General features: G+C 67.1%; 22 protein-coding genes. 4 read left to right on the top strand and 18 right to left on the bottom strand.

Annotated elements, in window-relative coordinates:
- From AC5P5X_RS01970 to rlmD, 9 genes are all read right to left on the bottom strand, one after another.
- On the bottom strand, positions 1 to 270 hold the full coding sequence (locus tag AC5P5X_RS01970; RefSeq protein ID WP_024958257.1) for a hypothetical protein: 270 nt from the start codon (positions 268 to 270) through the stop codon (positions 1 to 3).
- 180 nt (positions 271 to 450) lie between these two features.
- Entirely contained in the window at positions 451 to 1,719 is a 1,269-nt protein-coding gene (locus tag AC5P5X_RS01965) for an FAD-dependent oxidoreductase (RefSeq protein ID WP_111189529.1), read from the bottom strand.
- A 103-nt stretch (positions 1,720 to 1,822) separates the two neighbouring features.
- Entirely contained in the window at positions 1,823 to 2,029 is a 207-nt protein-coding gene (locus AC5P5X_RS01960; protein ID WP_005410590.1) for a cold-shock protein, read from the bottom strand.
- An 88-nt stretch (positions 2,030 to 2,117) separates the two neighbouring features.
- The gene (locus AC5P5X_RS01955; RefSeq protein ID WP_111189527.1) at positions 2,118 to 2,864 is read right to left on the bottom strand and encodes an S-methyl-5'-thioinosine phosphorylase; all 747 of its coding nucleotides are present in this window, start codon (positions 2,862 to 2,864) and stop codon (positions 2,118 to 2,120) included.
- 82 nt (positions 2,865 to 2,946) lie between these two features.
- On the bottom strand, positions 2,947 to 3,501 hold the full coding sequence (locus AC5P5X_RS01950; protein WP_005410592.1) for a hypoxanthine-guanine phosphoribosyltransferase: 555 nt from the start codon (positions 3,499 to 3,501) through the stop codon (positions 2,947 to 2,949).
- Positions 3,501 to 4,508 (bottom strand): beta-N-acetylhexosaminidase, encoded by a 1,008-nt coding sequence (nagZ, locus tag AC5P5X_RS01945; RefSeq protein ID WP_005414204.1) that lies wholly within the window; start codon positions 4,506 to 4,508, stop codon positions 3,501 to 3,503. Before nagZ ends, AC5P5X_RS01950 begins: the two co-directional genes overlap by 1 nt.
- 160 nt (positions 4,509 to 4,668) lie before the next feature.
- A complete protein-coding gene (locus tag AC5P5X_RS01940; RefSeq protein WP_005414203.1) occupies positions 4,669 to 5,364 on the bottom strand; it encodes a DsbA family oxidoreductase in 696 nt (231 codons plus the stop codon).
- A gap of 113 nt (positions 5,365 to 5,477) precedes the next feature.
- Entirely contained in the window at positions 5,478 to 5,963 is a 486-nt protein-coding gene (locus tag AC5P5X_RS01935) for a CYTH domain-containing protein (protein WP_012480971.1), read from the bottom strand.
- A 34-nt stretch (positions 5,964 to 5,997) separates the two neighbouring features.
- Positions 5,998 to 7,332 carry a 23S rRNA (uracil(1939)-C(5))-methyltransferase RlmD gene (gene rlmD / locus AC5P5X_RS01930; RefSeq protein ID WP_111189528.1) on the bottom strand — a complete coding sequence of 445 codons (1,335 nt, stop codon included), beginning with the start codon at positions 7,330 to 7,332 and terminating at the stop codon, positions 5,998 to 6,000.
- A 127-nt stretch (positions 7,333 to 7,459) separates the two neighbouring features.
- On the opposite strand from rlmD, the gene AC5P5X_RS01925 reads away from it, so the two are divergent.
- Positions 7,460 to 8,188, top strand: a complete 729-nt coding sequence (locus AC5P5X_RS01925; protein WP_111189530.1) for a response regulator — start codon at positions 7,460 to 7,462, stop codon at positions 8,186 to 8,188.
- Positions 8,189 to 8,867: 679 nt separating this feature from the next.
- Here the strand turns inward: AC5P5X_RS01925 and recO are convergent.
- The 9 genes from recO to rpoE form a co-directional block, all read right to left on the bottom strand.
- A complete protein-coding gene (gene recO / locus AC5P5X_RS01920) occupies positions 8,868 to 9,587 on the bottom strand; it encodes a DNA repair protein RecO (protein ID WP_005410598.1) in 720 nt (239 codons plus the stop codon).
- An 18-nt stretch (positions 9,588 to 9,605) separates the two neighbouring features.
- Complete coding sequence (era, locus tag AC5P5X_RS01915; RefSeq protein WP_005410599.1) at positions 9,606 to 10,502, bottom strand: GTPase Era; 897 nt, start codon at positions 10,500 to 10,502, stop codon at positions 9,606 to 9,608.
- Positions 10,499 to 11,179: a ribonuclease III gene (gene rnc / locus AC5P5X_RS01910; RefSeq protein ID WP_005410600.1), complete on the bottom strand. Its 681-nt coding sequence runs from the start codon at positions 11,177 to 11,179 to the stop codon at positions 10,499 to 10,501. The genes era and rnc overlap by 4 nt, the downstream gene beginning before the upstream one ends.
- Positions 11,169 to 11,552, bottom strand: a complete 384-nt coding sequence (locus tag AC5P5X_RS01905; RefSeq protein WP_005410601.1) for a DUF4845 domain-containing protein — start codon at positions 11,550 to 11,552, stop codon at positions 11,169 to 11,171. Before AC5P5X_RS01905 ends, rnc begins: the two co-directional genes overlap by 11 nt.
- A 52-nt stretch (positions 11,553 to 11,604) precedes the next feature.
- Entirely contained in the window at positions 11,605 to 12,399 is a 795-nt protein-coding gene (lepB, locus tag AC5P5X_RS01900; protein ID WP_005410602.1) for a signal peptidase I, read from the bottom strand.
- 54 nt (positions 12,400 to 12,453) lie between these two features.
- On the bottom strand, positions 12,454 to 14,247 hold the full coding sequence (gene lepA, locus AC5P5X_RS01895) for a translation elongation factor 4 (protein WP_005410603.1): 1,794 nt from the start codon (positions 14,245 to 14,247) through the stop codon (positions 12,454 to 12,456).
- 180 nt (positions 14,248 to 14,427) lie between these two features.
- Entirely contained in the window at positions 14,428 to 15,963 is a 1,536-nt protein-coding gene (locus AC5P5X_RS01890) for a DegQ family serine endoprotease (protein ID WP_005410604.1), read from the bottom strand.
- A gap of 74 nt (positions 15,964 to 16,037) precedes the next feature.
- Positions 16,038 to 16,919 (bottom strand): sigma-E factor negative regulatory protein, encoded by an 882-nt coding sequence (locus AC5P5X_RS01885; protein ID WP_049402273.1) that lies wholly within the window; start codon positions 16,917 to 16,919, stop codon positions 16,038 to 16,040.
- Positions 16,916 to 17,536 carry an RNA polymerase sigma factor RpoE gene (gene rpoE / locus AC5P5X_RS01880; protein ID WP_005414197.1) on the bottom strand — a complete coding sequence of 207 codons (621 nt, stop codon included), beginning with the start codon at positions 17,534 to 17,536 and terminating at the stop codon, positions 16,916 to 16,918. The genes AC5P5X_RS01885 and rpoE overlap by 4 nt, the downstream gene beginning before the upstream one ends.
- Before the next feature lie 235 nt (positions 17,537 to 17,771).
- Here rpoE and AC5P5X_RS01875 point away from each other — a divergent pair, with 235 nt between their 5' ends.
- The 3 genes from AC5P5X_RS01875 (at position 17,772) to aqpZ (ending at position 22,175) form a co-directional block, all read left to right on the top strand.
- Entirely contained in the window at positions 17,772 to 19,835 is a 2,064-nt protein-coding gene (locus AC5P5X_RS01875) for a 3-hydroxyacyl-CoA dehydrogenase NAD-binding domain-containing protein (protein ID WP_329762634.1), read from the top strand.
- Between the two features lie 635 nt (positions 19,836 to 20,470).
- A complete protein-coding gene (locus AC5P5X_RS01870) occupies positions 20,471 to 21,334 on the top strand; it encodes a pirin family protein (protein WP_005410608.1) in 864 nt (287 codons plus the stop codon).
- Positions 21,335 to 21,455: 121 nt separating this feature from the next.
- Positions 21,456 to 22,175, top strand: coding sequence for an aquaporin Z (aqpZ, locus tag AC5P5X_RS01865; protein WP_099596886.1), 720 nt, complete (start codon positions 21,456 to 21,458; stop codon positions 22,173 to 22,175).
- Positions 22,176 to 22,349 lie beyond the last annotated feature (174 nt).

Here is a 22,349-nt window from a genome sequence, read left to right as displayed (position 1 = left end):
TCAGGCCGGGCCAATGCCCAGCTGCGGCATCAACTGGAAATCAGGGGTGTCATTCTCACGCCGCCGCGGCAAGGCCTGGATTGCCGCCAGCATCTCCTGCGCGCAGGTCCGGATGCGTGCGTGGTGTTCCGGCGACGCATGGCTGACCAGGCTGCCAACATGGAACTCGAATACATCCTCCAGTACGTCGGGCTGGTCCTCGTGCAGCATCTGCAGCAGTCCACGCAGCTTGCAGATTTCCGACTCCAGCTCCTCGACCGCGAACAACATGGCATCCTCCTCTTCAACATCAGGCGGCACGTCCGGGCCGCAACAGGCCGCAACGGCAGCGCCGCCCGGGCCACGCGCGATGTTGATCACGGAAAGGAAAACGGGCGACGCGCAGTCGCGTGCAACCTACTTCTCGCACATCCGCGGTGAGGCAACCGTTAATTCACGTGACGGCACGCTTCACGCGCCGGCCGTGATCGCGTTGCTGCGAGGTATTTCCATCGTCGTCGCCAATGCGTCGATGAAGGCCGGATCCAGCGTAAGCGAACCGAACCACCCCTGCTGCGTGCCGCTGAGCACGCGCAGCATGTGGCCACGGCCTCCCGGCAGGCGCCCCATCGGGCCCAGCAGCACGTCGCGCGTCTTCGCCCAGGCATCGCGATCGGACTGGAACAGCGGCGTCAGCCAGCGACTCCAGCGCTGGTAGACCGCCACGTGGGCCCTGCGTTGCGCCTGGTAGGCCTGCAATGCAGCGGCACCACCGCCATGCGTGCGCACCGCATCGCGCAGCGCCAGCGCATCGAGCAGCGCCATGTTCACCCCCTGTCCCAGCTGCGGGCTCATCGCGTGCGCCGCATCACCTGCCAGCACCATGCGGCCCTGGTGCCAGCGCGTCATCACTGCATCGCGATAGACCGCGCGCGCCAGCTGGCCGGCATCGCGCAGGTGGGCGAAGCGCGCACTGGCCTGCGGCCACAGCGCATGCAGCTCGTCCAGCCAGGGCGTCATGCCATCGGCCTGCCAGCGCTCGAAGTCGGTGCGTGGCAGGCTCCAGAAGAAACTCAGGCGCGGCGTGTCATCGCCGGGGCGCGTGCCGACCGGCAACAGGCCGATCATCTTGCGCGCGGCCACGTAGCGCTGCCGCAGCTCCTGCACATGCGGCCAGTCTTCGGCCGGCAACAGGCACCACAGCGCTCCCCACGGATACACGCGGTCCAGCCCGGCACCGCCGGCAATGGTGCTGCGCAGCGTAGAGGCCGCGCCATCGGCGGCCACCACCAGGTCGAACGGGCCATGCAGGCGCCCTTCGCTGTCGCGCAGGCGGCCCTGCTCGGCATCCACGGCGGCGATGGTGACGCCCGCATGCAGATTGCCTGCCCCCGCGCGCGCCTGGTCCAACAGCGAGAACAACGCCCCACGCTGCATGCCCAGGCCATGCAGGCGCGCATCCAGACCGTCGTAGCGCATGTCCATCACCGCGCGCTCGCATGGCGTGTCGCCATACAGGCGGTGCACCGGCGCGGCATGCGCGCGCACCGCATCCAGCAGGCCCATCTGCCACAGCACCTGCAGGCCGCTGGGCTGCAGCAGGAAACCGGCACCCACCGGTCCCGGCGTCGGCACGCGTTCGAATATCTCCACTTCGTGGCCGTCACGGGTGAGGAGGATGGACACCGCCTGTCCAGCGGTGCCGTAGCCGATCACGGCAATACGCAGTCGTTCCGTCATGGCCACATTGTGCCCGAGGCGGGTGGACCGCGAACCGGCCGCGGGCACGCCGCGCAAAAAAAAACCCCGCCGAAGCGGGGTTTTCAACGCACTGTCGAGTGGATCACTCGGCCGGCGTGATGTTCGAAGCCTGGGCACCCTTCGGGCCCTGGGTCACGTCATAGGTGACACGCTGGCCTTCCTGCAGGCTGCGGAAGCCCTTGGAGTTGATGGCGGAGAAGTGCGCGAACACGTCGGCGCTGCCATCCTCCGGCGAGATGAAGCCAAATCCCTTGGCGTCGTTGAACCACTTGACGGTACCGTTCGGCATGGTGATGCGAGACCTTATGCAATGAATGGGTGGTGTACGCTGAACCCGCGCACAAGCTGAGTATGCAAAGCTTGCTCGGGGAAGACAATCACCCCCGCGCCAATTCGCCCACCAGTTCCGGAAGTCCGTTGCTGGCCGCCTGTACGTTGGCCAGCACTTCGGCCATCGTAATCTCCTCGCCATCACCACAGCCGGCAGCCCAGTTGGCGATGATCGCCAGGCAGGCGTAATCCAGCCCCAGTTCGCGTGCCAGCGCGGCTTCCGGCATGCCGGTCATGCCCACCAGGTCGCAGCCGTCGCGGCGCATGCGGGCGATTTCAGCGATGGTTTCCAGGCGCGGGCCCTGCGTTGCGCCGTAGCAGCCACCGTCATGGACCGTGACGCCGGTCACTTTGGCCGCCGCCAGGATCTTGCTGCGCAGCATCGGCGTGTACGGGTGGCCGAAATCGACGTGGACCACATCGGTCCCCTCTTCTTCACAGATGGTGCTGATGCGGCCCCAGGTGTAGTCGATGATCTGGTCCGGGCAGGCCAGCACGCGCGGGCCGAAGTTCTCGGTGACGCCACCGACCGTGTTCAACGCCAACACGCGCTGCGCGCCCAGCTGCTGCAGCGCGGCCAGGTTGGCGCGGTAGTTGATCTTGTGCGGCGGCAGCGAGTGGCCTTCACCATGGCGCGCCAGGAACGCCACGCGATGGCCGAGCAGCGTACCGACGCGCACCGGGCCCGACGGACGGCCGAAGCGGGTGTCGACCTCGTGGGTCCGCACGTCGTCAAGCTTGGCCAGGTTGTAGACACCGGTACCGCCGATCACGGCCAGGGCGATCTGTTGCATTCGAAGCACTCCATGAAAAGACGAACGCCGGCACCCGAGGATGCCGGCGGCAGAAGAAGACGCGCCGCGGGCGGCTGCGCCGTTATTCCTTCATCGCGTAGATGGCCGGCACGCAGCGCAGGGTTTCGTTGACGTCCATGCCGAAGCCGAACACGTAGCGGTCCGGCAGTTCGATGCCGGCGTAGTCGGCGGTCACGTCCGGCAGCGCGCGGTCGTGCTTCTTCACCGTCATCGCGGCGATGCGCACGTCGGTTGCGCCCTGTTCCAGGCACCAGGTGCGCACGCCCTGCAGGGTGTAGCCCTCGTCAAGGATGTCGTCGACCAGCAGCACGCGGCGGCCGAACAGCGAGGTGGCCGGCTTGTGCTTCCAGACCAGGTCGCCGCCGGTGGTTTCACCGCGGTAACGGGTGGCGTGCAGGTAATCAAACTGCACGTCCTGGCCGCGCGCGCCCAGTTCCAGCGCCAGCTGGCCGGCGAACGGCAGCGCACCGTGCATGATGGACAGGAACAGCGGCACCTCGCCCTTGTAATCGCGCGCGATGGCGTCGGCGATACCAGCGATGGCCTTGTCGATGGTGGGGCGGTCGACCAGCAGGTCAGCCTGGGCCAGGGCCTGGGAAATGGTGAGGTTGGGCATCAGACGGTTCTTCCAAGGGTTTCAAGCAGACGGGTTTGGGTGTCGCCATGGCGGGCATCGGCCAGCAGGCCATCCCAGCCAAGCGCGCCGCGGCCGATCAGGCCCAGCAGCGCAGCGGTATTGAGGGAGCGCCCCTGCACCGCGTGCAGGGCTTCATCGACCAGCTCCGGGTGGCAGACGAGCACCACGTCGCAGCCGGCGTCCAGATGGGCGTGCACGCGCGCCGGCACGCCGCCGGCGCTGTGCGAGGCGGCCATGCCGATGTCGTCGGAGAACACCACGCCACGGAAGCCGAGCTCGCCGCGCAGGATGTCCTGGATCCAGCGCGGCGAGTAACCTGCCGGTTCAGGCGCAATCTGCGGGTAGATCACGTGTGCCATCATCACCGCATCGGCACCGGCGGCGATGCCGGCCTGGAACGGCACCAGGTCCTGCGCGCGCAGCTCGTCCAGCGCGCGCGGATCGATCGCAGTATCGACGTGGGTGTCTTCCAGCACGGTGCCGTGGCCGGGGAAATGCTTGAGCGTGGCGGCCATGCCGACCGAGTGCATGCCACGCACGTAGGCGGCGGTGAACGCGGCCACCACCTGCGGGTCTTCACTGAAGGCGCGGTTGCCGATGGCACGGTTGCCACGGCCAAGGTCGACCACCGGCGCGAAGCTCAGGTCCAGGCCGCTGGCGCGTACTTCGCTGGCCATCAGCCAGGCGTGCCGTTCGGCCAATGCCAAGGCCTGCTGCGGGTCGGTGGCATACAGGGCACCAATGTCCTGCAGTGGCGGCAGATCGCTGTAACCCTCGCGGAAACGCTGTACACGACCGCCTTCCTGGTCCACGCAGATCAGCTGCGGGCGCGGCGCGGCGGCGCGGATCGCCGCGCTAAGATCGGTCACCTGCTGGCGGGAGGCGAAGTTGCGCTTGAACAGCACCACCCCGGCCACGGCATCGTGCTGCAGCCAGTCACGTTCCTGGGCGGTCAGTTCGGTGCCGGCAACGCCGATCAGCAGCATGGTCGATCTCCACAACGCGCGCCCGCATGGCGCAGTGCCGCATTGTCGCAGAACCGGCCGACAGGCGCAGTGGTCAGAAAAAGGGGAGTGTGCGGTCAGAGCCCCTGCGGGGATCTGACCCCGGGGCCGGATCCCCGCAGGGGCTCTGACCCCGATCTGCTCAGACCTTGCAGCCGTCCGGGCCGCAGGCCTCGTCGTCGCCAGCCGGGGTGGCCGGGGCGCCCTGTTCGGCGGCAATCTGGCGCAGGGCGTTGGCGAAGGCCTCGGGGGGCTGCGCCCCGGAAATGGCCCACTTTCCATCGATGACGAAGGTCGGCACCGAGGAGATGCCCAGCGCATGCGCCTCCGCCAGCTTGGCTTCGACCTCGGCCAGGCCGCGGTCGGAGGCCAGCATCTGCGCGATTTCGCCGCCGTCCAGGCCGCCCGCCACACCGGCCTTGATCAGCACCGCGCTGTCCGCCAGGTTCTGGCCAAGCTCGAAGTGGGCGCGGAACAGCGCCTCCCCGACCGCGTCCTGCACGCCGTGCTGGCCGGCCAGCCACAGCACCCGATGTGCCGGCAGCGTGGTCACCCGCACCTGGCCCCGGCTGAAGTCCATCGGCAGGCCTTCCGCACGCGCCGTGGTCTGGGTCTGGCCGAGGATCTGCTCGGTGCGCTCGACGCCACCGAACTTGCGCACATAGGCCTCGCGCAGCGGCACCGGGGTGTCGTCCGCGTCCGGGTCCAGCTGGAACGGCTGCCAGTGGATATCGAGTTCAGGCGCATCGGCGCCCAGCAACTGCACGCCCTGCTGGAAACGATGCTTGCCGATCCAGCACCAGGGACAGACCACGTCGGAGTAGATGTCGATTCTCATCCCACCGACATGGGGCCCGCCCCCGCCGAAAAAAGGGGACGGAGGGGATTAAGTCGCTTTCCGCACAGGCGGGGTAAAGACGACTTAATCCCCTCCGTCCCCTTTTCAGGGTTTCACCACTGTGAATAGGGATGACTGGCGAGCGCGACGTTGTAGTAGCGGGCGTCGTCGGTGACTTCCGCGCCGGCCCAGTCCGGCAGCTCGATGGCCTGGTCGGCGCTGTCCAGTTCCACCTCAGCCACGACCAGGCCGGCGTTGTCGCCGAGGAACTCGTCCACTTCCCAGGTCAGGCCGGCGTGCTCGACCAGATGGCGACGCTTGTCGATCAGGCCACCCACGCACAGCGCCAGCAGCGCGCGCGCGTCCTCCACCGGAATCGGGTAATCGAATTCCTGTCGGGTGTGGCCGATGGTGCGCGACTTCAGGTTCAGCGCAGCATGGTCGCCCTCGATACGCACGCGCACCGAGGCGTTCTGGGTACCGCGATCCAGCGCGCCCATGTCGTTGATGTAGCCCTGCGCCATCGGGATCACCCGGTGCGCAGCGGATCGCCAGCCATCGTTGATGACCAGGAATTTGCGTTCGATTTCAATGCCCATGGCGCGATTATGCGCCATGGGTGATGACAGCCGCTCAGCGCTTCTCGAACACCGCGATGCTTTCCACGTGCGCGGTGTGCGGGAACATGTCCATCGCACCGGCACTGACCAGGGTGAAGCCCTGTTCGTTGACCAGATAGCCGGCATCGCGCGCCAGCGAACCCGGGTGGCAGCTGACGTAGACGATGCGCTTGAACTGCTTCAGCGGCAGCTGCTGCAGCACTTCGATGGCGCCCGAGCGCGGCGGGTCCAGCAGCAGCTTGTCGAAGCCCTGGCGCATCCACGGCGTGCTGCGCTGGTCCTGGGTCAGGTCGGCGCTGAAGAACTGGGCGTTGGCCAGCCCGTTGCGCACGGCATTCTCACGGGCACGCGCGACCAGGCCGGCATCGCCTTCCACACCCACCACTTCGCGCACTCGGCGGGCCAGCGGCAGGGTGAAGTTGCCCAGGCCGCAGAACAGGTCAAGCACGCGTTCGTCCTCGCCCGGCTCAAGCAGGTCCAGGGCGTGGGCGATCATCTTTTCGTTGAGCTTGGCGTTGACCTGGATGAAGTCCAGCGGGCGGAACGCCAGTTCCACGTCCCAAGGCGCCAACCGGAACGACAGCGGCACGCCCTGCCCGTCCAGCGGCTGCACGGTGTCCACGCCGCCGGATTGCAGGTAGATCACGAAACCATGCTGCTGGCCAAAGGCGGCCCAGGCGGCGCGGTCGGCATCGCTGAGCGGCTGCAGGTGACGTACGGTCAGCACCACCGCCTGATCGCCGGCGATGAACTCGATCTGCGGGATCTCGCGCTTGCCATCGAGCGAATCGATGAAGGTCGACAAGGCCTCGACCTTGGTACCGATCTCCGGGATCACGGTCAGGCACTGGCTGAGGTCGGCGACGAAACGCGGGTCCTGTTCACGGAAACCGACCAGGGTCTTGTCCTTCTTCTCGACCCGGCGCACCGAGAAGCGGCCCTTGCGGCGATAACCCCAGCTCTCGCCGACCAGCGGCGCCAGCACCGTGCCCGGCTTCACATGGCCGATCCGCTCAAGGTTGTCCATCAGCACGCGCTGCTTGGCGACGATCTGCTGGTCTTCGTCCAGGTGCTGCAGCACGCAGCCGGCGCAGGTACCGAAATGCGGGCACTTCGGGGTCACGCGCTGGGGCGATGCCTGCAGCACTTCCACCGTGCGTGCCTCGTCGAAATGGCGGCTGCGGGCGGTCTGTTCGGCCATGACCACCTCGCCCGGCAGGGCGCCGCTGACGAAGGTGACCTTGCCGCCCTCGCCTTCACGGCGGGCGACGCCGCGACCATCATGGCTGAGGTCGAGGATCTCGGTCTGGAACGGGGTACGGTCGATACGGGAGCGGGATCGGGCCACGTGGCAACAGGCTGCGGGCAAAAATGGGGGCACATTGTCGCAGATCCTGACTGGCAGGGTCCGGACCCGCTTGCGCCCGCCGCCGCCGTGCTTGATGATTGCAGCAGCTGACATGGAGGCAGCCCTGATGCAGATGACCCCGCAGGCCAGCCGGCCCCGCTTCCTGCTTGTCGAGGACGACATCATCAGCCGCGGTTTTTTCAAAGCGGCGTTGGAAACGTTACCGGCGGACGTGGACACCGCAGATTCATTGGCCAGCGCGCTGGCCAGCGCCGAGCCCGGCGCGCATGACCTGTGGCTGATCGACGTCAACCTGCCGGACGGCAATGGCGCGCAGCTGCTGCGTGAACTGCGCCGTTCACACCCCGATACCCCGGCATTGGCGCATACCGCCGATGGCGACACCTCCATCCATGCCCGCCTGCGCGAAGCTGGCTTCAGCGACACGCTGGTCAAGCCGCTGGGCCGCGACCAGTTGCTGAAGGCCGTGCGCCGGGCACTGGTGAACAGCCCGGCGGGGATCTCCGTTGCCCCGGCTCCGGCAGCGGTCGAGCTGCAGGTACAGGACTGGGACGAGACCGCGGCACTGGCCGCGCTCAATGGCCAGCGCAACCACTTGATCGCGCTGCGCGAGCTGTTCCTGGCCGAGTTGCCGGGCGTACGCGACGCGGTCGAGCAGGCCGTGGACCAGCACGACGAGCGCCAGCTGCGCAGCCAGCTGCACCGGTTGCAGGCGAGCTGTGGGTTTGTCGGCGCGGCACGGCTGGGACGGGCGGTGCGGCAGCTGCATCATGCGCCCGAGTCCGGGCAGGCCCAGGCGGGGTTCCGCGACGCGGTGGCGGCCCTGCTGCATTGAGGGTTTTCGGCAGGGCTGCGCCCTGCACCCGCAGAGGCTTCAGGCCAAGGCAACAGCAAAAGCAAAAGCTGGCATTCCGTGGGGTGGCGGGGCGGTATCGGAGTGCGGGGACGCCGTAAACCCGTCCATGGGGGCTTGGCAGCCGCATCCATGCGGCTGACACCCCGCCCTCCGACACCGCCCCACCTCTGACAGTTTTCCGCGATCGGGTAGATCCACGCCGTGCGTGGATGAATCTCTGTCAGATATCGAAATCAATCTGGGGTCGGATCCGTTTTCCTGTGGAAAACGGATCCGACCCCGTGCCGTCCCGACAGCTCGCGGAAAAACTGTCGAAGGCGGGGTGGGTCCGGTTGCGGAGGCGTGAGCCGCATGGGCCCGAGGCATGCCTCGGGCGGGTTGGGCAGGACGCCCAACCCCGGTCTTGCCGTGTGCGCAGGACAGCGCACACGAGCAAGCGGCGACCGAGCTTACATGGGTGAGGGCGCTTTGCTTGCGAAGCACTGCTTCGCAAGCGCCCGAACGCACAGCCGCCAGCGGCTGGGCCGGACCCCGGAGGGGGACTTGCAGCGCCCCCCACAACCGGACCCATCCCGCCATCCCACGGAATGCATGCTGTTGCTGTTGCTGTCGCTTTGGCCTCGGCAGGTGCAGGGCTGCAAGCCCTGCCCAACACCCCCTACCTGCGGGGCGCGAGCTGCTCGAGCATTTCCCAGGACTTCAGGCCGCGTGGCCCGAGGTGATGGGCCAGCACCCGCCGCATCGGCAGGCGCAGGCTGGCCAGGTCGGCGGCAGCGGGCTCTTCGTCGGCCGCCAACGCCAGCAGGGCCGAGCCAGTGGCCGCCGCCCGGCGCTCCCCACCGCGCTCACTGAGCAGGCGCTGCGCGCCTTCCTGTGGGTCCAGCTCGTAGCGCGCGGCCGGGTCGATCGGCTGGCCGTCGCTGGCACTGTCCAGTTCGAAACCCAGGCCCAGCGCGGTCAGCAGCTCGCGCTCGAAACGACGCAGCGTCCAGGCCAGGCCGGCACCGACCGCCAGCCGCGCGCGCGCTTCGCCATAGGCCAGATACAACTCAGGCAACGGATCCTGGCGAGGTGCCAGGCGCAGGGTCAGTTCACTCAGATAGAAGCCGGCCAGCATCGCCTGGCCGACCAGGCGCGGGGCCGCATCCAGCGCTTCAGCGCCGCGCAACTGGGCCAGTTCACCGCGCTGCTGGGCGCTGAAGCGGATCCACTGCAATGGCTGCAGGGCAGCGCGCAGCACCTGGCCCTTCGCGGTTGACACACCACGCGCGAGCAGGCCGACGCGGCCATGCTGCGCGCTCAACACCTCGACCAGCAGGCTGGTCTCGCGGTAGGCCCGCGCATGCAGCACGAAGCCGGTGTCGTCCTCGATCATCATCGAAGCGACCGCAACGGCTTACTCGTAACCGAAGGCCTTCAGCGCGGCCTCGTCATCGGACCAGCCTTCACGCACGCGCACCCAGGTCTCAAGGAACACCTTGGCCCCGAACAGACGCTCCATCTGCAGGCGGGACTTGGCGCCGATCTCCTTGAGGCGGGCGCCGCCCTTGCCGATCACGATGGCCTTCTGGCCTTCGCGCTCGACCCAGATCACCGCGCCGATGCGCAGCAGGTTGCCGTCCTCGGTGAAGCGCTCGATCTCAACGGTGGTGGCGTACGGCAGCTCCTCGCCGAGCTGGCGCATCAGCTGCTCGCGTACCAGCTCGCCGGCCAGGAAACGCTGGCTGCGGTCGGTGATCTCGTCCTCGCCGAACATCGGCGGCGCTTCCGGAAGCAGCTTCAGCACGTCGCGCACCAACGCTTCCAGGCCATTGCGCTTCTGCGCCGAGATCGGATGCACGGCAGCGAAATCACGGCCTTCGGTCACCTGCTGCAGGAACGGCAGCAGCGCGCCCTTTTCCTTCAGGCGATCGATCTTGTTGACCACCAGCACCACCGGAATGCCGGCATCGCGCAGCACATTGAAGGCCAGGCTGTCTTCTTCATCCCAGCGACCGGCCTCGATCACCAGCAGGCCGGCATCGACGCCCTCCAGCGAGCCGCGCGCGGCACGGTTCATCACCCGGTTCATCGCCCGCTTCTGCACCTTGTGCAGGCCGGGGGTATCAACCAGCACCAGCTGGCCTTCCGGGTAGGTGGCGATGCCCAGCAGGCGATGGCGCGTGGTCTGCGGACGGTTGGAAACGATGCTGACCTTCGCACCGACCAGGGCATTGGTCAGGGTCGACTTGCCCACGTTCGGGCGGCCGATGACGGCCACGCTGCCGCAATGATGAGGAGTTTGTTCGCTCACTTGGAATCCAGTTGTTCTAGGACGGCCGCAGCCGCCTGTTGTTCGGCAAGCCGCCGCGAGGCGCCTTCGCCCTCGGTGCTGGCGGCCGGGTCGGCTACGTTGCAGCGTACCCGGAAGTGCTTGGCATGGTCGTCACCGGATTCTGACACCAGTTCATACTGCGGCAACGCCTTCTGTCGGGCCTGCAGCCATTCCTGCAGGCGGGTCTTGGGGTCCTTCTCGGGACGGCCGGAGGCCGGCAGCGCCTCGATCGAAGCGCTGAACCAGGGCAGTACCACCGCCCGGCAGGCCTCGAAGCCGGCATCCAGGTAGATCGCCGCCACCACGGCTTCCACTGCGTCGGCCAGGATCGAGTCGCGGCGATGACCGCCGGACTTCATTTCGCCCGGACCCAGGGTCAGCCGCTCGCCCAACTGCAGGGTGCGCGCGATCACCGCCAACGCGCCTTCGCGCACCAGCTCGGCACGGGCACGGGTCATCGCCCCTTCGTCAGCCTTGGGCCAGCGTCGGTACAACGCCTCGGCCGCCATCATGTTGACGATGCTGTCGCCGAGGAACTCCAGGCGCTCGTTGTGCGGCGCACCGGCACTGCGATGCGTCAGCGCCTGCTTGAGCAGGGCCGGGTCGCTGAAGGCATGACCGATCAGGTCGCCACGTTGGATGAATTTACTGGGCACCGCTTCGTGTCAGGTCCTGGGAAGAATCGAATTTGCCAACCACATCGAGGTTGCCGATCAGCTGGCGACGCACTTCGTAGTTGACCTTGAGGGTCCAGCCATTGTCGCGACGGTCGAACTTCACGTTGGCCGGCTTCACATTGTCCGAGTAGTTGATGTACAGGCGCTTGAAGAACAGGTCCTGGATCCGCGACGGCTCCATGCTGCCCACGCCCGGCTCGTTGGCCAGGCTCTTCATCGCCGAGCGCACGGCGTAGTACTCCTGGTACATCGGGAACAGCTTCATGCCGATGTAGAGGAAGAAACCGACCACGATCAGGACCGTCAGGAACGAGGTCAGGGTCATGCCGCGCTGCGTGTTCATCGTCTTCATTGCGTTCTCCCCAGATACGCGTTGGATGTGAAGGTACTCAGTTGATGCCCGATCAGTTGATGCTCGAGCCGATCCGCGACGGCTCGAAGCCATCCTTGCAGAACCAGCCCTGGCAGTTCAGCCAGATCAGGAAGGCCTTGCCGCGCAGGTTCTCTTCCGGCAGCAGGCCCCAGAAACGGCCATCGTCGCTGTTGTCGCGGTTGTCGCCCATCACCAGGTACTTGCCGGCCGGCACCGTCCACTGGCCCTGGCCGCGCGGGTAGTCGGTCTCCAGCACGGTGTGGGTGCGGCCCGGCAGGTGCTCGACCAGCAGGTTGGCGCCTTCGCCCTGACCCTTGTGGCCGGCGTAGATGCCCTTGTTGTCGTACTTCAGCGGCTCGCCATTGAGGATCACGCCGTCGCCTTCGAAGACCACGGTGTCACCCGGCACGCCGATCACGCGCTTGATGAAGTTCTCGCCCTTGGCCGGGTCGTTGTCGCTGTGGCCGGGGAAGTGGAATACCACCACGTCGCCACGCGAGGGCTCGCCGAACGGCACGATCCTGGTGTTGCTGATCGGCAGGCGCAGGCCGTAGGAGAACTTGTTGACCAGGATGAAATCGCCGATCAGCAGGTTCGGCATCATCGAGCTGGACGGGATCTTGTACGGTTCGGCAATGAAGCTGCGCACGATCAGCACGATCGCCAGCACCGGGAAGAACGCACGCGAGTAATCCACCAGCACCGGCTCGGAATCGAGCAGGCCGGCGCGCTGGGCGCGACGCTTGGCGAGGTACAGCTTGTCCGCAAGCAGGATCAGGCCCGAGGCCAGGGTCAGCACGACCAGGAGGATCTCAAACAGTTTCATTCAGGGTCCTTTGCAACGTCACCGGACGACCGGCCCCGCAGGGCCGGTGCGGGATTACTTGTTGTCCATCTGCAGCACGGCCAGGAACGCTTCCTGCGGGATCTCCACGCGGCCGACCTGCTTCATGCGCTTCTTGCCTTCCTTCTGCTTTTCCAGAAGCTTCTTCTTGCGCGAAACGTCGCCACCATAGCACTTGGCCAGCACGTTCTTGCGCATGGCCTTGACCGTGGTACGGGCGATGATCTGCGAGCCGACCGCAGCCTGGATGGCGACGTCGAACATCTGGCGCGGAATCAGGTCCTTCATCTTCTCGCACAGCTCACGGCCACGACGGTCGGCATGGCTGCGGTGCACGATCAGCGACAGTGCGTCGACCTTGTCGCCGTTGATCAGCACGTCCACGCGCACGAACGGGCCGGCGTCGAAGCGGACGAAGTGGTAGTCCAGCGAGGCGTAGCCACGGCTGACCGACTTCAGCTTGTCGAAGAAGTCCAGCACTACCTCGGCCATCGGCAGCTCATAGCTGATCTGCACCTGGCTGCCCAGGTAGTTGATGCCGATCTGGCTGCCGCGCTTTTCTTCGCACAGCTTGATGATGTTGCCGATGTACTCCTCGGGAGTGAGCACGTTGGCACGGATGATCGGCTCGCGGATCTCCTCGACCTGGTTCACCGGCGGCAGCTTCGCCGGGTTGTCCATGTTGATGATCGAGCCATCGGTCTTCAGGACTTCATACACCACCGTCGGCGCGGTGCTGATCAGGTCCAGGTTGTACTCGCGCTCCAGGCGTTCCTGCACGATTTCCATGTGCAGCATGCCCAGGAAGCCGCAGCGGAAGCCGAAGCCCATCGCCTCGGAGCTTTCCGGCTCGAAACGCAGCGCGGCATCGTTCAGGCGCAGCTTGTCCAGCGCTTCGCGCAGGTCCGGGTAATCTTCGGCATCGACCGGGAACAGACCGGCGAACACGCGCGGCTGCATTTCCTGGAAGCCCGGCAGCGGCTTCGGTGCCGGGTCGCCGGCCAGGGTCAGGGTGTCGCCGACCGGCGCACCGTGCACGTCCTTGATGCTGGCGGTGACCCAGCCCACTTCACCGGCACGCAGCGCAGGCAGCACTTTCCGCTTCGGCGTGAACACGCCGACGTTGTCGACCTGGTGGTTGCGGCCGGTGGACATCACCTGCAGCTTGTCACCGGCCTTGATCTCGCCCTGCATCACGCGTACCAGCGAGACCACGCCCAGGTAGTTGTCGAACCAGGAGTCGATGATCAGCGCCTGCAGCTTCTCGGTGTCGCGCGGTGTCGGCGGCGGGATGCGATGCACGATCGCTTCCAGCACGTCCTGCACGTTCAGGCCGGTCTTGGCACTGACCGGCACGGCGTCGGAGGCGTCGATGCCGATCACGGCCTCGATCTCGGCCTTGGCGCGCTCGATGTCGGCGGTCGGCAGGTCGATCTTGTTGATCACCGGCACCACTTCCAGGCCCTGCTCCACTGCGGTGTAGCAGTTGGCCACCGACTGCGCTTCCACGCCCTGGGCCGCATCGACCACCAGCAGCGCGCCTTCGCAGGCGGCCAGCGAGCGACTGACTTCATAGGAGAAGTCGACGTGGCCGGGGGTGTCGATGAAGTTCAGATGGTAGGTCTGCCCGTCCTTGGCCAGGTACGGCAACGACACCGACTGCGCCTTGATCGTGATGCCGCGCTCGCGCTCGATCGGGTTGGAGTCGAGCACCTGCGCTTCCATCTCGCGGGCCTGCAGGCCACCACAGAGCTGGATGATGCGGTCGGCCAGCGTGGACTTGCCGTGGTCGACATGGGCGATGATGGAGAAGTTGCGGATGTTCCGCATCGAATCAGAAGACATAGGTGGCGGCGGCGCGCGGCGTCGTCAGGGTAACGGTCGATTATCGCATGCCCGGCGCCCCACCGCGAAAGCGGACTGCTCGGGCCCCGCCCGGAAAGGCCGAAGCCCCGCCAGAGCGGGGCTTCAGGGGAGAAACACGGGCCGCCGAAGCGGCCCCGGCAGGCCTTACTGGCCGGCCTTGACCGCCACGAAGGCGCTGTTGCCGTTGCCGGTGCGCACCAGCAGCATCACCACGTCGTCCTTCTTGTAGCTGGACAGCGCCCGGTTCAGGCTCTCCACGCTGCCGACCGGGGTGCGGCCGACCTGCAGGATCACCATGCCCGGAGACAGGCCGGCATCACGCGCCGCCTGGCCCTTGACTCCGGTGATGCGCACGCCTTCGTTGCCATCCAGGCCGAACTGCTTGCGCTGCGGTGCGGTCAGGTCGCTCACGTCCAGGCCCAGCAGGGCATTGGCGCCGGCCTGCGGTGCCGCATCGGGCCTGGCGGCAGACGCCGCACGGGCATTGCCCTGACCGTCTTCGCTCAGCGCCGTGAGCGTGGCGCTGAGGTCGCGCGGCTTGCCGTCGCGGATCACCCCCAGCGTGACCCGGCTGCCCGGTGCCATCGCACCGATCAGCGGCGGCAGGTCGGACCAGCTGTTGACCGGGCTGCCGTTGACCGAACGCACTACGTCGCCGATCTGCACACCGGCCTTCTCTGCGGCACTGCCGGCGACGATCTGGTTGACCAGCGCGCCACGACTGTCGGGCAGGCCCAGGCCCTGCGCCTTCAGCGCATCGATCGGCTCGACCACCGCACCCAGCTGGCCACGGGTGACCTTGCCACTCTTCTTGATCTGCTCGACCGCGCTCATCGCCAGGTCGATCGGGATCGCGAAGCTGATGCCCATGTAGCCGCCGGAGGCGGAGAAGATCTGCGAGTTGATGCCGACCACTTCGCCGCGGGTGTTCAACAACGGACCGCCGGAGTTGCCCTGGTTGATCGCCACGTCGGTCTGGATGAACGGCACGTAGCGCTGGTCGGCGCCACCCGTGCTACGTCCCAGTGCACTGACGATACCGGCGGTGACCGAATGGTCGAGACCGAACGGCGAGCCGATCGCGACAACCCACTGGCCGGGCTTCAGCGTATTGGAATCACCCACGCGCACGGTCGGCAGGTTCTTGCCATCGATCTTCAGCAGCGCCACGTCGTACTGCTGGTCGCTGCCCACCACCTTGGCGTTGAACTCACGGCTGTCGCCCAGCTTGACCTTCACGTCGCTGGCATCGGCCACCACGTGGTAGTTGGTCAGCACATAGCCATCGGGCGAAATGATGAAGCCCGAGCCCATGCCGCGGCCCTTGATGCTGGGGCCACCGTCCGGGCCGCCCGGGCCCTGCCCCGGCATCGGGAAGTCCGGGCCGAAGAAGCGACGGAAGAATTCCGGCATGTCGTCGTCACCGCCCATCGGGCCCCGCGAAGCCTGGCGGTTGGTGCGGACGATGGTGGTGTCGACGTTGACCACACCCGGCCCGACCTGTTCAACAAGGTTGGTGAAATCGGGCAGGCCGGTAACCAGCGGCTGTGCCGGTGCCCTTGGCGCGGTGGCTGGAGCAGCCTGGGTCGGGGCGGCCGGAGCCGGTGCCTGCGCGCAGGCCACCAGCGGCAGGGTCAGGGCCAACAGGCCCATGGCCTGCGTGCGGAGTCGGGGAGTCATCGGACGGCAACCTCCGGATCGGATGGAAAGAGGAATACGGGCCCCGCTGACGGCGGGGCGTGAAAGCGCCCGGCTCAGTCGCGCGGGCGCGGCGGCACCGGCAGGTCGTCCTGCAGGCGCGGCTCGAACGGGTAGAAGGCGGCGCCACCGGTATGGGCCGGGAAGCTGGCATTGAGCGCCCCGCCGGCGGCAGGCGCCAGGCTGGAACGCGGCCACGGCCGCGCCTGCAGCCCACCGACCTCGCCAAACGGCATGTTGCGGCTGCCATTGGCCGGTATGGTCGGGGTCAGCGGCGCCTGCGCAGCAGCCACCGCGCGTTGCGGCACGTCCTCACGCTGGGCGGCACGCGCGGCCTGCTGGCTGCGGGTGGCACTGGCGCGGCGGGTGTCCTGGCGGCGACCGGCAGTGGCCATCGCCAGGGCGGGAGCCGCCGCCACAGCCATCGCGGCCGTGTCTGCAGAGGCTTCGGTAACCGGGGCAGGATCGGTCGGCACGGTCGGCAGCTCCGCCTGGCTGGCGATCACCTGAGGTGCCAACGGCTCGCCCGGGGTGGCTTCCTTCAGCTTCTCACCGCCCATGAACAGCGCCACCGCTGCCACTGAAGCGGCCAGTGCGGCACCACCGCCCCAGGCCCGCCAGCCACTGCGACGCACCTGACGGCGCGGCTCGGCCTGCGGCGCAGGCTCGGCGGCGATGGCAGCAGCCACGGCGGAACTGAACCCGGCCGGGGCCAGTGCCGACGCCTGCCCACGCATCACGTCGCCCAGCAGCTGCCAGCGCTCCTGGCAGCCGGCCAGTTCGGGGTCATGCTCCATCCGCCGCAGCAGGAAGCGCGCTTCATCGGCGCCCAGCTCGCCATCGACCAGGGCCGACAGCTGCTCGCGATGGCGCTGGTCCAGGCGCTGCCCGGCGGGCGATTGATGGTTCTGCGATTCGTTGAACGGGTTACTGGTCATACGCGGCTCTTCTCACGGGTGGCGCTGCCGATGTCCAACAGCGGCCGGAGTTCGGTGTCGATCGCCTCGCGCGCCCGGAAGATCCGTGAACGCACGGTGCCGATCGGGCACCCCATTTTCTGCGCGATTTCCTCGTAGCTCAGGCCTTCCACCTCGCGCAGGGTGATCGCCGACCGGAGCTCTTCCGGCAGCGCGTTGACGGCCTTCATCACCGTCTGTTCCAGCTCCTGGCGCATCAACTCGCGTTCGGGCGTGTCGGTGTCGCGCAGGCGCGTACCACTGTCGAACTGTTCGGCATCGCCGATGTCGATGTCATCGGTCGGCGGCCGTCGATTGTGTGAAGCCAGGTAGTTTTTGGCGGTATTCACGGCGATTCGATGCAACCAGGTTGAGAACTGGGCGTCGCCACGGAAACTTCCGATCGCGCGATAGGCGCGGATGAAAGTGTCCTGGGCGACGTCCTGACATTCGCTCCAGTCGGCGATGTAGCGGCCGACAAGGGCCACCACGCGATGCTGGTACTTGCGCACCAGGACATCGAACGCGGCGCTCTCGCCGTGCTGCACGCGCCGGACCAGTTCCAGATCCAGCTCCTGTGGTGTATCAACCTCGGCCATGAGGGGCCGCACTCCTGTCAGCCCAACCGACGTCGGGCAATGAGACTGCCAATCCCGGGAAAAGTTCAGTCGCCGATCACCCGGCGCCGCACCAGCTTTTAACCAACGTTCCGTTAGCGTTCCGGTCCACGGCCATGGATCCGGGGTCGCCACTCCCCTGCTATTGGGATTTGACGCGGGGGAAACAACCTCTGGATCATAGCCGCTTCTCCATACACAACCGGATGGAACGTCCATGCTCTCAGGCTTCGATGGTCTCCGCTTCAGCCACTGGCACCCCGAGATCCGCGACGACGGCGTGGTGGTCCTCTCCCTGGATCGCCAGGACAGCAGCGTCAATGCCATGTCGCAGGATGTGCTGCTGGAGCTGGGTGACCTGCTTGAGCGCATTGCATTGGACCCGCCCAAGGGCGTGGTGATCCAGTCGCTGAAGAAAGCCGGCTTCATTGCCGGGGCGGACCTGAAGGAGTTCCAGGAGTTCGACCGTCGCGGCACCGTTAACGACGCCATCCGCCGCGGCCAGGCTACCTACCAGAAGCTGGCCGAGCTGCCCTGCCCCACCGTGGCGGCCATCCACGGCCATTGCCTGGGCGGCGGCACCGAGCTGGCGCTGGCCTGCCGCTATCGCGTGGCCTCCAATGACAGCAGCACCCGCATCGGCCTGCCGGAAACCCAGCTGGGCATCTTCCCGGGCTGGGGCGGCAGCGCGCGCCTGCCGCAGCTGGTCGGCGCGCCAGCGGCAATGGACATGATGCTGACCGGCCGTACGCTGTCGGCCTCGGCCGCGCGTGGCATCGGGCTGGTCGACAAGGTGGTGGCACCGGCCGTGGTGCTCGACACCGCCGTGGCGCTGGCGCTGTCCGGCACCACGCGCCCGTTCAAGCAGCGCGCAACGGCCTGGGCCACCAACACCTGGCTGGCACGCACGCTGCTGGCACCGCAGATGGTCAAGCAGGTCGCACGCAAGGCCAAGAAGGACCAGTATCCGGCGCCCTACGCGCTGATCAGCACCTGGCAGCGCAGTGGCGGCAAGCCGATCCAGGCGCGTCTGGACGCCGAGCGCCGCGCGGTGGTGAAGCTGGCCAGCACCCCGACCGCGCGCAACCTGATCCGCATTTTCTTCCTCACCGAACGCCTGAAGGGCCTCGGTGGTGGTGATTCCGGCATCCGCCACGTGCACGTGGTCGGCGCCGGCGTGATGGGCGGTGACATCGCCGCCTGGGCCGCCTACAAGGGCTTTGAAGTGACTCTCCAGGACCGCGAGCAGCGCTTCATCGACCCCGCCATGGAGCGCGCGCAGGCGCTGTTCGCCAAGAAGGTGCGCGACGAGAGCAAGCGCCCCGCCGTGGCCGCGCGCCTGCGTGCCGACCTGGAAGGCAACGGCGTGGCCGAGGCCGACCTGGTGATCGAAGCGATCATCGAGAACCCGGAAGCCAAGCGTGCGCTGTACCAGACGCTGGAACCGAAGATGAAGCTGGACGCGCTGCTGACCACCAACACCTCGTCAATTCCGCTGGTGGAACTGCGCGACCACATCCAGCGCCCGGCGCAGTTCGCTGGCCTGCACTACTTCAACCCGGTGGCGCAGATGCCACTGGTGGAGATCATTCACCACGACGGCATGGCGCCGGAGACCGAGCGCCGCCTGGCCGCGTTCTGCAAGGCGCTGGGCAAGTTCCCGGTACCGGTGGCCGGCAGCCCGGGCTTCCTGGTCAACCGCGTGCTGTTCCCTTACATGCTGGAAGCCGCCACCGCGTATGCCGAAGGCATTCCGGGCCCGGTGATCGACAGGGCCGCGGTGAAGTTCGGCATGCCGATGGGCCCGATCGAACTGATCGACACCGTCGGCCTGGACGTGGCCGCCGGCGTCGGCCGCGAACTGGCGCCGTTCCTCGGCCTGCAGATTCCGGCCGCGCTGCAGACGGTGGAACCGGACAAGCGCGGCAAGAAGGATAGCCAGGGCATCTACACCTGGGAGAACGGCAAGCCGAAGAAGCCGGACGTGGCCAGCGATTACCAGGCCCCGGCGGATCTTGAGGACCGCCTGATCCTGCCGCTGCTGAACGAAGCGGTGGCGTGCCTGCACGAAGGCGTGGTGGCCGATGCGGACCTGCTGGATGCCGGCGTGATCTTCGGTACCGGCTTTGCCCCGTTCCGCGGTGGTCCGATCCAGCACATCCGTGCGGTCGGTGCCGATGCGATCGTCGAGCGGCTGAAGGCACTGCAGCAGCGCCACGGCGACCGTTTCGCCCCGCGCCCGGGCTGGGACAACCCCACCCTGCGCGAACCAGTGGTTTGAGTTTATCGGCCGGGCCTGCGGCCCGGCACCCGCGGTAGTGCCGGCCGCTGGCCGGCAACCTCAAAAGCCAGAGCCAGAGCAACAGCCGGCTCTGGCTTTTCTGTTTGTTGGGCGGGGCGGTGTGGGCAGGCAGGACACGCCGTAAACCCATCCATGGGGGCTCGATGGCGCCATCCATGGCGCCAACGGTCCTGCCTGCCCACACCGCCCCACCCCTGACAGTTTCCCGGTGACGGTCGGTGAATCTCGATTCCGGTGTGGATCACTACGAACGGGTGGGTGGCTACCTGGGCCGCCACCAGGAGCGAAGCAACCAGCGTTTGATTTTGACTTTGATTTTCTTTTTTCTTCTCCGTGGCTGGACGCACACGGAAACTGTCAGAGGTCGGGCGGGGTGGATTCGCGGGGGTGTCCGCGGCATGGATGCCGCGGCCAAGCCTCCACGGACGGATTCACGGCGTCCCCCGCGAACCCACCCCGCCCGGCCAAGCGCGGCTTTTGCTTTACGCGACCAACCCCACAGCCACGAGGGGCTGCGCAGTTGGCTGGAACACCCTGTTACCCATACGGGGCATGTGCCCGTCACAGCTGCATGCGATGCTGACCGCCTGATCCCTGCCAGCGAGAACGCCCGCATGACCACCATCATCGCCCCGCGCGTGCACGACATCGGCGGCCTGGAAGTCCGTCGCGCCGTCCCCACCCTGCAGGCGCGCAGCATCGGCTCGTTCGTGTTCGTCGACCAGATGGGCCCGGCACTCATGCACCCCGGTACGGCCATCGACGTGCGCCCGCATCCGCATATCGGCCTGGCCACCGTCACCTATCTGTGGTCGGGCGCCATCGGCCATCGCGACACACTCGGTTCGGACCAGGTGATCCGACCCGGAGACGTCAACTGGATGACCGCTGGCCGCGGCATCGCCCATTCCGAGCGCACGCCGCAGCCGGACCGCGATCACGACAACCCGATCCACGGCATGCAGACCTGGGTGGCGCTGCCGAAGTCACATGAAGAGATCGAGCCGGCGTTCTACCACCACGCCGCGGCCACCCTGCCCGAGCAGCGCCGCAACGGTGCCTGGCTGCGCGTCATCGCCGGCCGCGCCTATGGCGAGGAATCGCCGGTGAAGGTGTTCGCCGACACCCTCAACGTGGCAATCGATCTCGACCCGGATGCGGAAATCGATATCGACGACGGCCACCGCGAGCGCGCGCTGTACATCCTCGAAGGCGACGCACAGCTGGATGGCGTGGACATCCCTGCACAGCATCTGGTGATTCCCGAAGCCGGCGCACGTGGCCGCCTGCGCGCGAAGACGCCGGTGAAGGCGATGCTGTTCGGTGGCGAGCCGCTGGATGGCCCGCGTCACCTGTGGTGGAACTTCGTGTCCAGCTCGAAGGAACGCATCGAGCAGGCCAAGCACGATTGGGAGGCCGGCCGCTTCGGCACCATTCCGGGCGACGACAAGGAATTCATCCCGCTGCCGCAGTACTGAACATCGCGTGTTGCACACATCCGAAGGTGTATGCCTGCACCCGGCGTTGACGCTACAGTCACCCGCTGATCATTGAAATGTGACATAAATCACACTTTCGACCGTCAAAGGAGTGCAACACATGAGCATGGGTAAACGCTTGTCCGCCGAATTCCTCGGCACGTTCTGGCTGGTTCTGGGTGGCTGCGGCAGTGCGGTGCTGGCCGCCAAGTTCGGCGGTGACAGCAATCCGCTGGGTATCGGGTTCCTCGGCGTGGCGCTCGCCTTCGGCCTGACCGTGGTGACCGGCGCCTATGCGTTCGGCCATATCTCCGGCGCGCACTTCAATCCGGCGGTCAGCGTCGGCCTGTGGGCCGGTGGCCGCTTCCCGACCAAGGACCTGATCCCCTACATCATCGCCCAGGTGGCTGGCGGCCTGCTGGCCGGCTTCATCCTGCTGCAGATTGCCTCCGGGGCCAGCGGCTTCGCCATCGACGGCAGCCAGGCCGGTGCGTTCGCCAGCAATGGTTATGGCGCGCTGTCGCCCGGCGGTTACAGCGTGGCGGCGGCCTTCCTGTGCGAAGTGGTGCTGACCGCCGTGTTCCTGATCGTGATCATGGGCGCCACCCACGGCAAGGCACCGGCTGGCTTCGCGCCGCTGGCGATCGGCCTGTCGCTGACCCTGATCCATCTGATCAGCATCCCGGTCACCAACACCTCGGTGAACCCGGCCCGCTCCACCGCCGTGGCCTTCTTCGCCGGCAGCGGGGCGGTCAGCCAGCTGTGGCTGTTCTGGGTCGCCCCGCTGCTGGGCGGTGCGATCGGCGGCATCATCTACAAGTGGCTCGGCAACGACCGCTGAGGCCTGTGCGGACCATTGCGGCTGACCTTCGGCCGCAATGGTTACGCTTGTAACCGCAATTTGTGCGATCGCTCACGTTCCGTTAAGCTTGAGTTGACCGTCCGTGCACATGCCGGCCGGCGGGGCATCCGGGGATGGGATGCCAAGGCCGCCGGTCCATCCGACGGAGCCACG

This window comes from Stenotrophomonas sp. YJH_SMC_91 (assembly GCF_059368495.1).
The sequence above is the reverse complement of the archived record's forward strand: the minus strand, read 5'-3'. Positions and strand labels throughout refer to the sequence as shown.

What these genes read in the sequence shown, in the direction of transcription:
- AC5P5X_RS01970 (WP_024958257.1), bottom strand. Translation starts at nt 270, where the DNA reads ATGTTGTTCGCGGTCGAGGAGCTGGAGTCGGAAATCTGCAAGCTGCGT.
- AC5P5X_RS01965 (WP_111189529.1), bottom strand. Translation starts at nt 1,719, where the DNA reads ATGACGGAACGACTGCGTATTGCCGTGATCGGCTACGGCACCGCTGGA.
- AC5P5X_RS01960 (WP_005410590.1), bottom strand. Translation starts at nt 2,029, where the DNA reads ATGCCGAACGGTACCGTCAAGTGGTTCAACGACGCCAAGGGATTTGGC.
- AC5P5X_RS01955 (WP_111189527.1), bottom strand. Translation starts at nt 2,864, where the DNA reads ATGCAACAGATCGCCCTGGCCGTGATCGGCGGTACCGGTGTCTACAAC.
- AC5P5X_RS01950 (WP_005410592.1), bottom strand. Translation starts at nt 3,501, where the DNA reads ATGCCCAACCTCACCATTTCCCAGGCCCTGGCCCAGGCTGACCTGCTG.
- nagZ (WP_005414204.1), bottom strand. Translation starts at nt 4,508, where the DNA reads ATGCTGCTGATCGGCGTTGCCGGCACCGAACTGACCGCCCAGGAACGT.
- AC5P5X_RS01940 (WP_005414203.1), bottom strand. Translation starts at nt 5,364, where the DNA reads ATGAGAATCGACATCTACTCCGACGTGGTCTGTCCCTGGTGCTGGATC.
- AC5P5X_RS01935 (WP_012480971.1), bottom strand. Translation starts at nt 5,963, where the DNA reads ATGGGCATTGAAATCGAACGCAAATTCCTGGTCATCAACGATGGCTGG.
- AC5P5X_RS01925 (WP_111189530.1), top strand. Translation starts at nt 7,460, where the DNA reads ATGCAGATGACCCCGCAGGCCAGCCGGCCCCGCTTCCTGCTTGTCGAG.
- recO (WP_005410598.1), bottom strand. Translation starts at nt 9,587, where the DNA reads ATGATGATCGAGGACGACACCGGCTTCGTGCTGCATGCGCGGGCCTAC.
- AC5P5X_RS01905 (WP_005410601.1), bottom strand. Translation starts at nt 11,552, where the DNA reads ATGAAGACGATGAACACGCAGCGCGGCATGACCCTGACCTCGTTCCTG.
- lepB (WP_005410602.1), bottom strand. Translation starts at nt 12,399, where the DNA reads ATGAAACTGTTTGAGATCCTCCTGGTCGTGCTGACCCTGGCCTCGGGC.
- lepA (WP_005410603.1), bottom strand. Translation starts at nt 14,247, where the DNA reads ATGCGGAACATCCGCAACTTCTCCATCATCGCCCATGTCGACCACGGC.
- AC5P5X_RS01890 (WP_005410604.1), bottom strand. Translation starts at nt 15,963, where the DNA reads ATGACTCCCCGACTCCGCACGCAGGCCATGGGCCTGTTGGCCCTGACC.
- AC5P5X_RS01885 (WP_049402273.1), bottom strand. Translation starts at nt 16,919, where the DNA reads ATGACCAGTAACCCGTTCAACGAATCGCAGAACCATCAATCGCCCGCC.
- rpoE (WP_005414197.1), bottom strand. Translation starts at nt 17,536, where the DNA reads ATGGCCGAGGTTGATACACCACAGGAGCTGGATCTGGAACTGGTCCGG.
- AC5P5X_RS01875 (WP_329762634.1), top strand. Translation starts at nt 17,772, where the DNA reads ATGCTCTCAGGCTTCGATGGTCTCCGCTTCAGCCACTGGCACCCCGAG.
- AC5P5X_RS01870 (WP_005410608.1), top strand. Translation starts at nt 20,471, where the DNA reads ATGACCACCATCATCGCCCCGCGCGTGCACGACATCGGCGGCCTGGAA.
- aqpZ (WP_099596886.1), top strand. Translation starts at nt 21,456, where the DNA reads ATGAGCATGGGTAAACGCTTGTCCGCCGAATTCCTCGGCACGTTCTGG.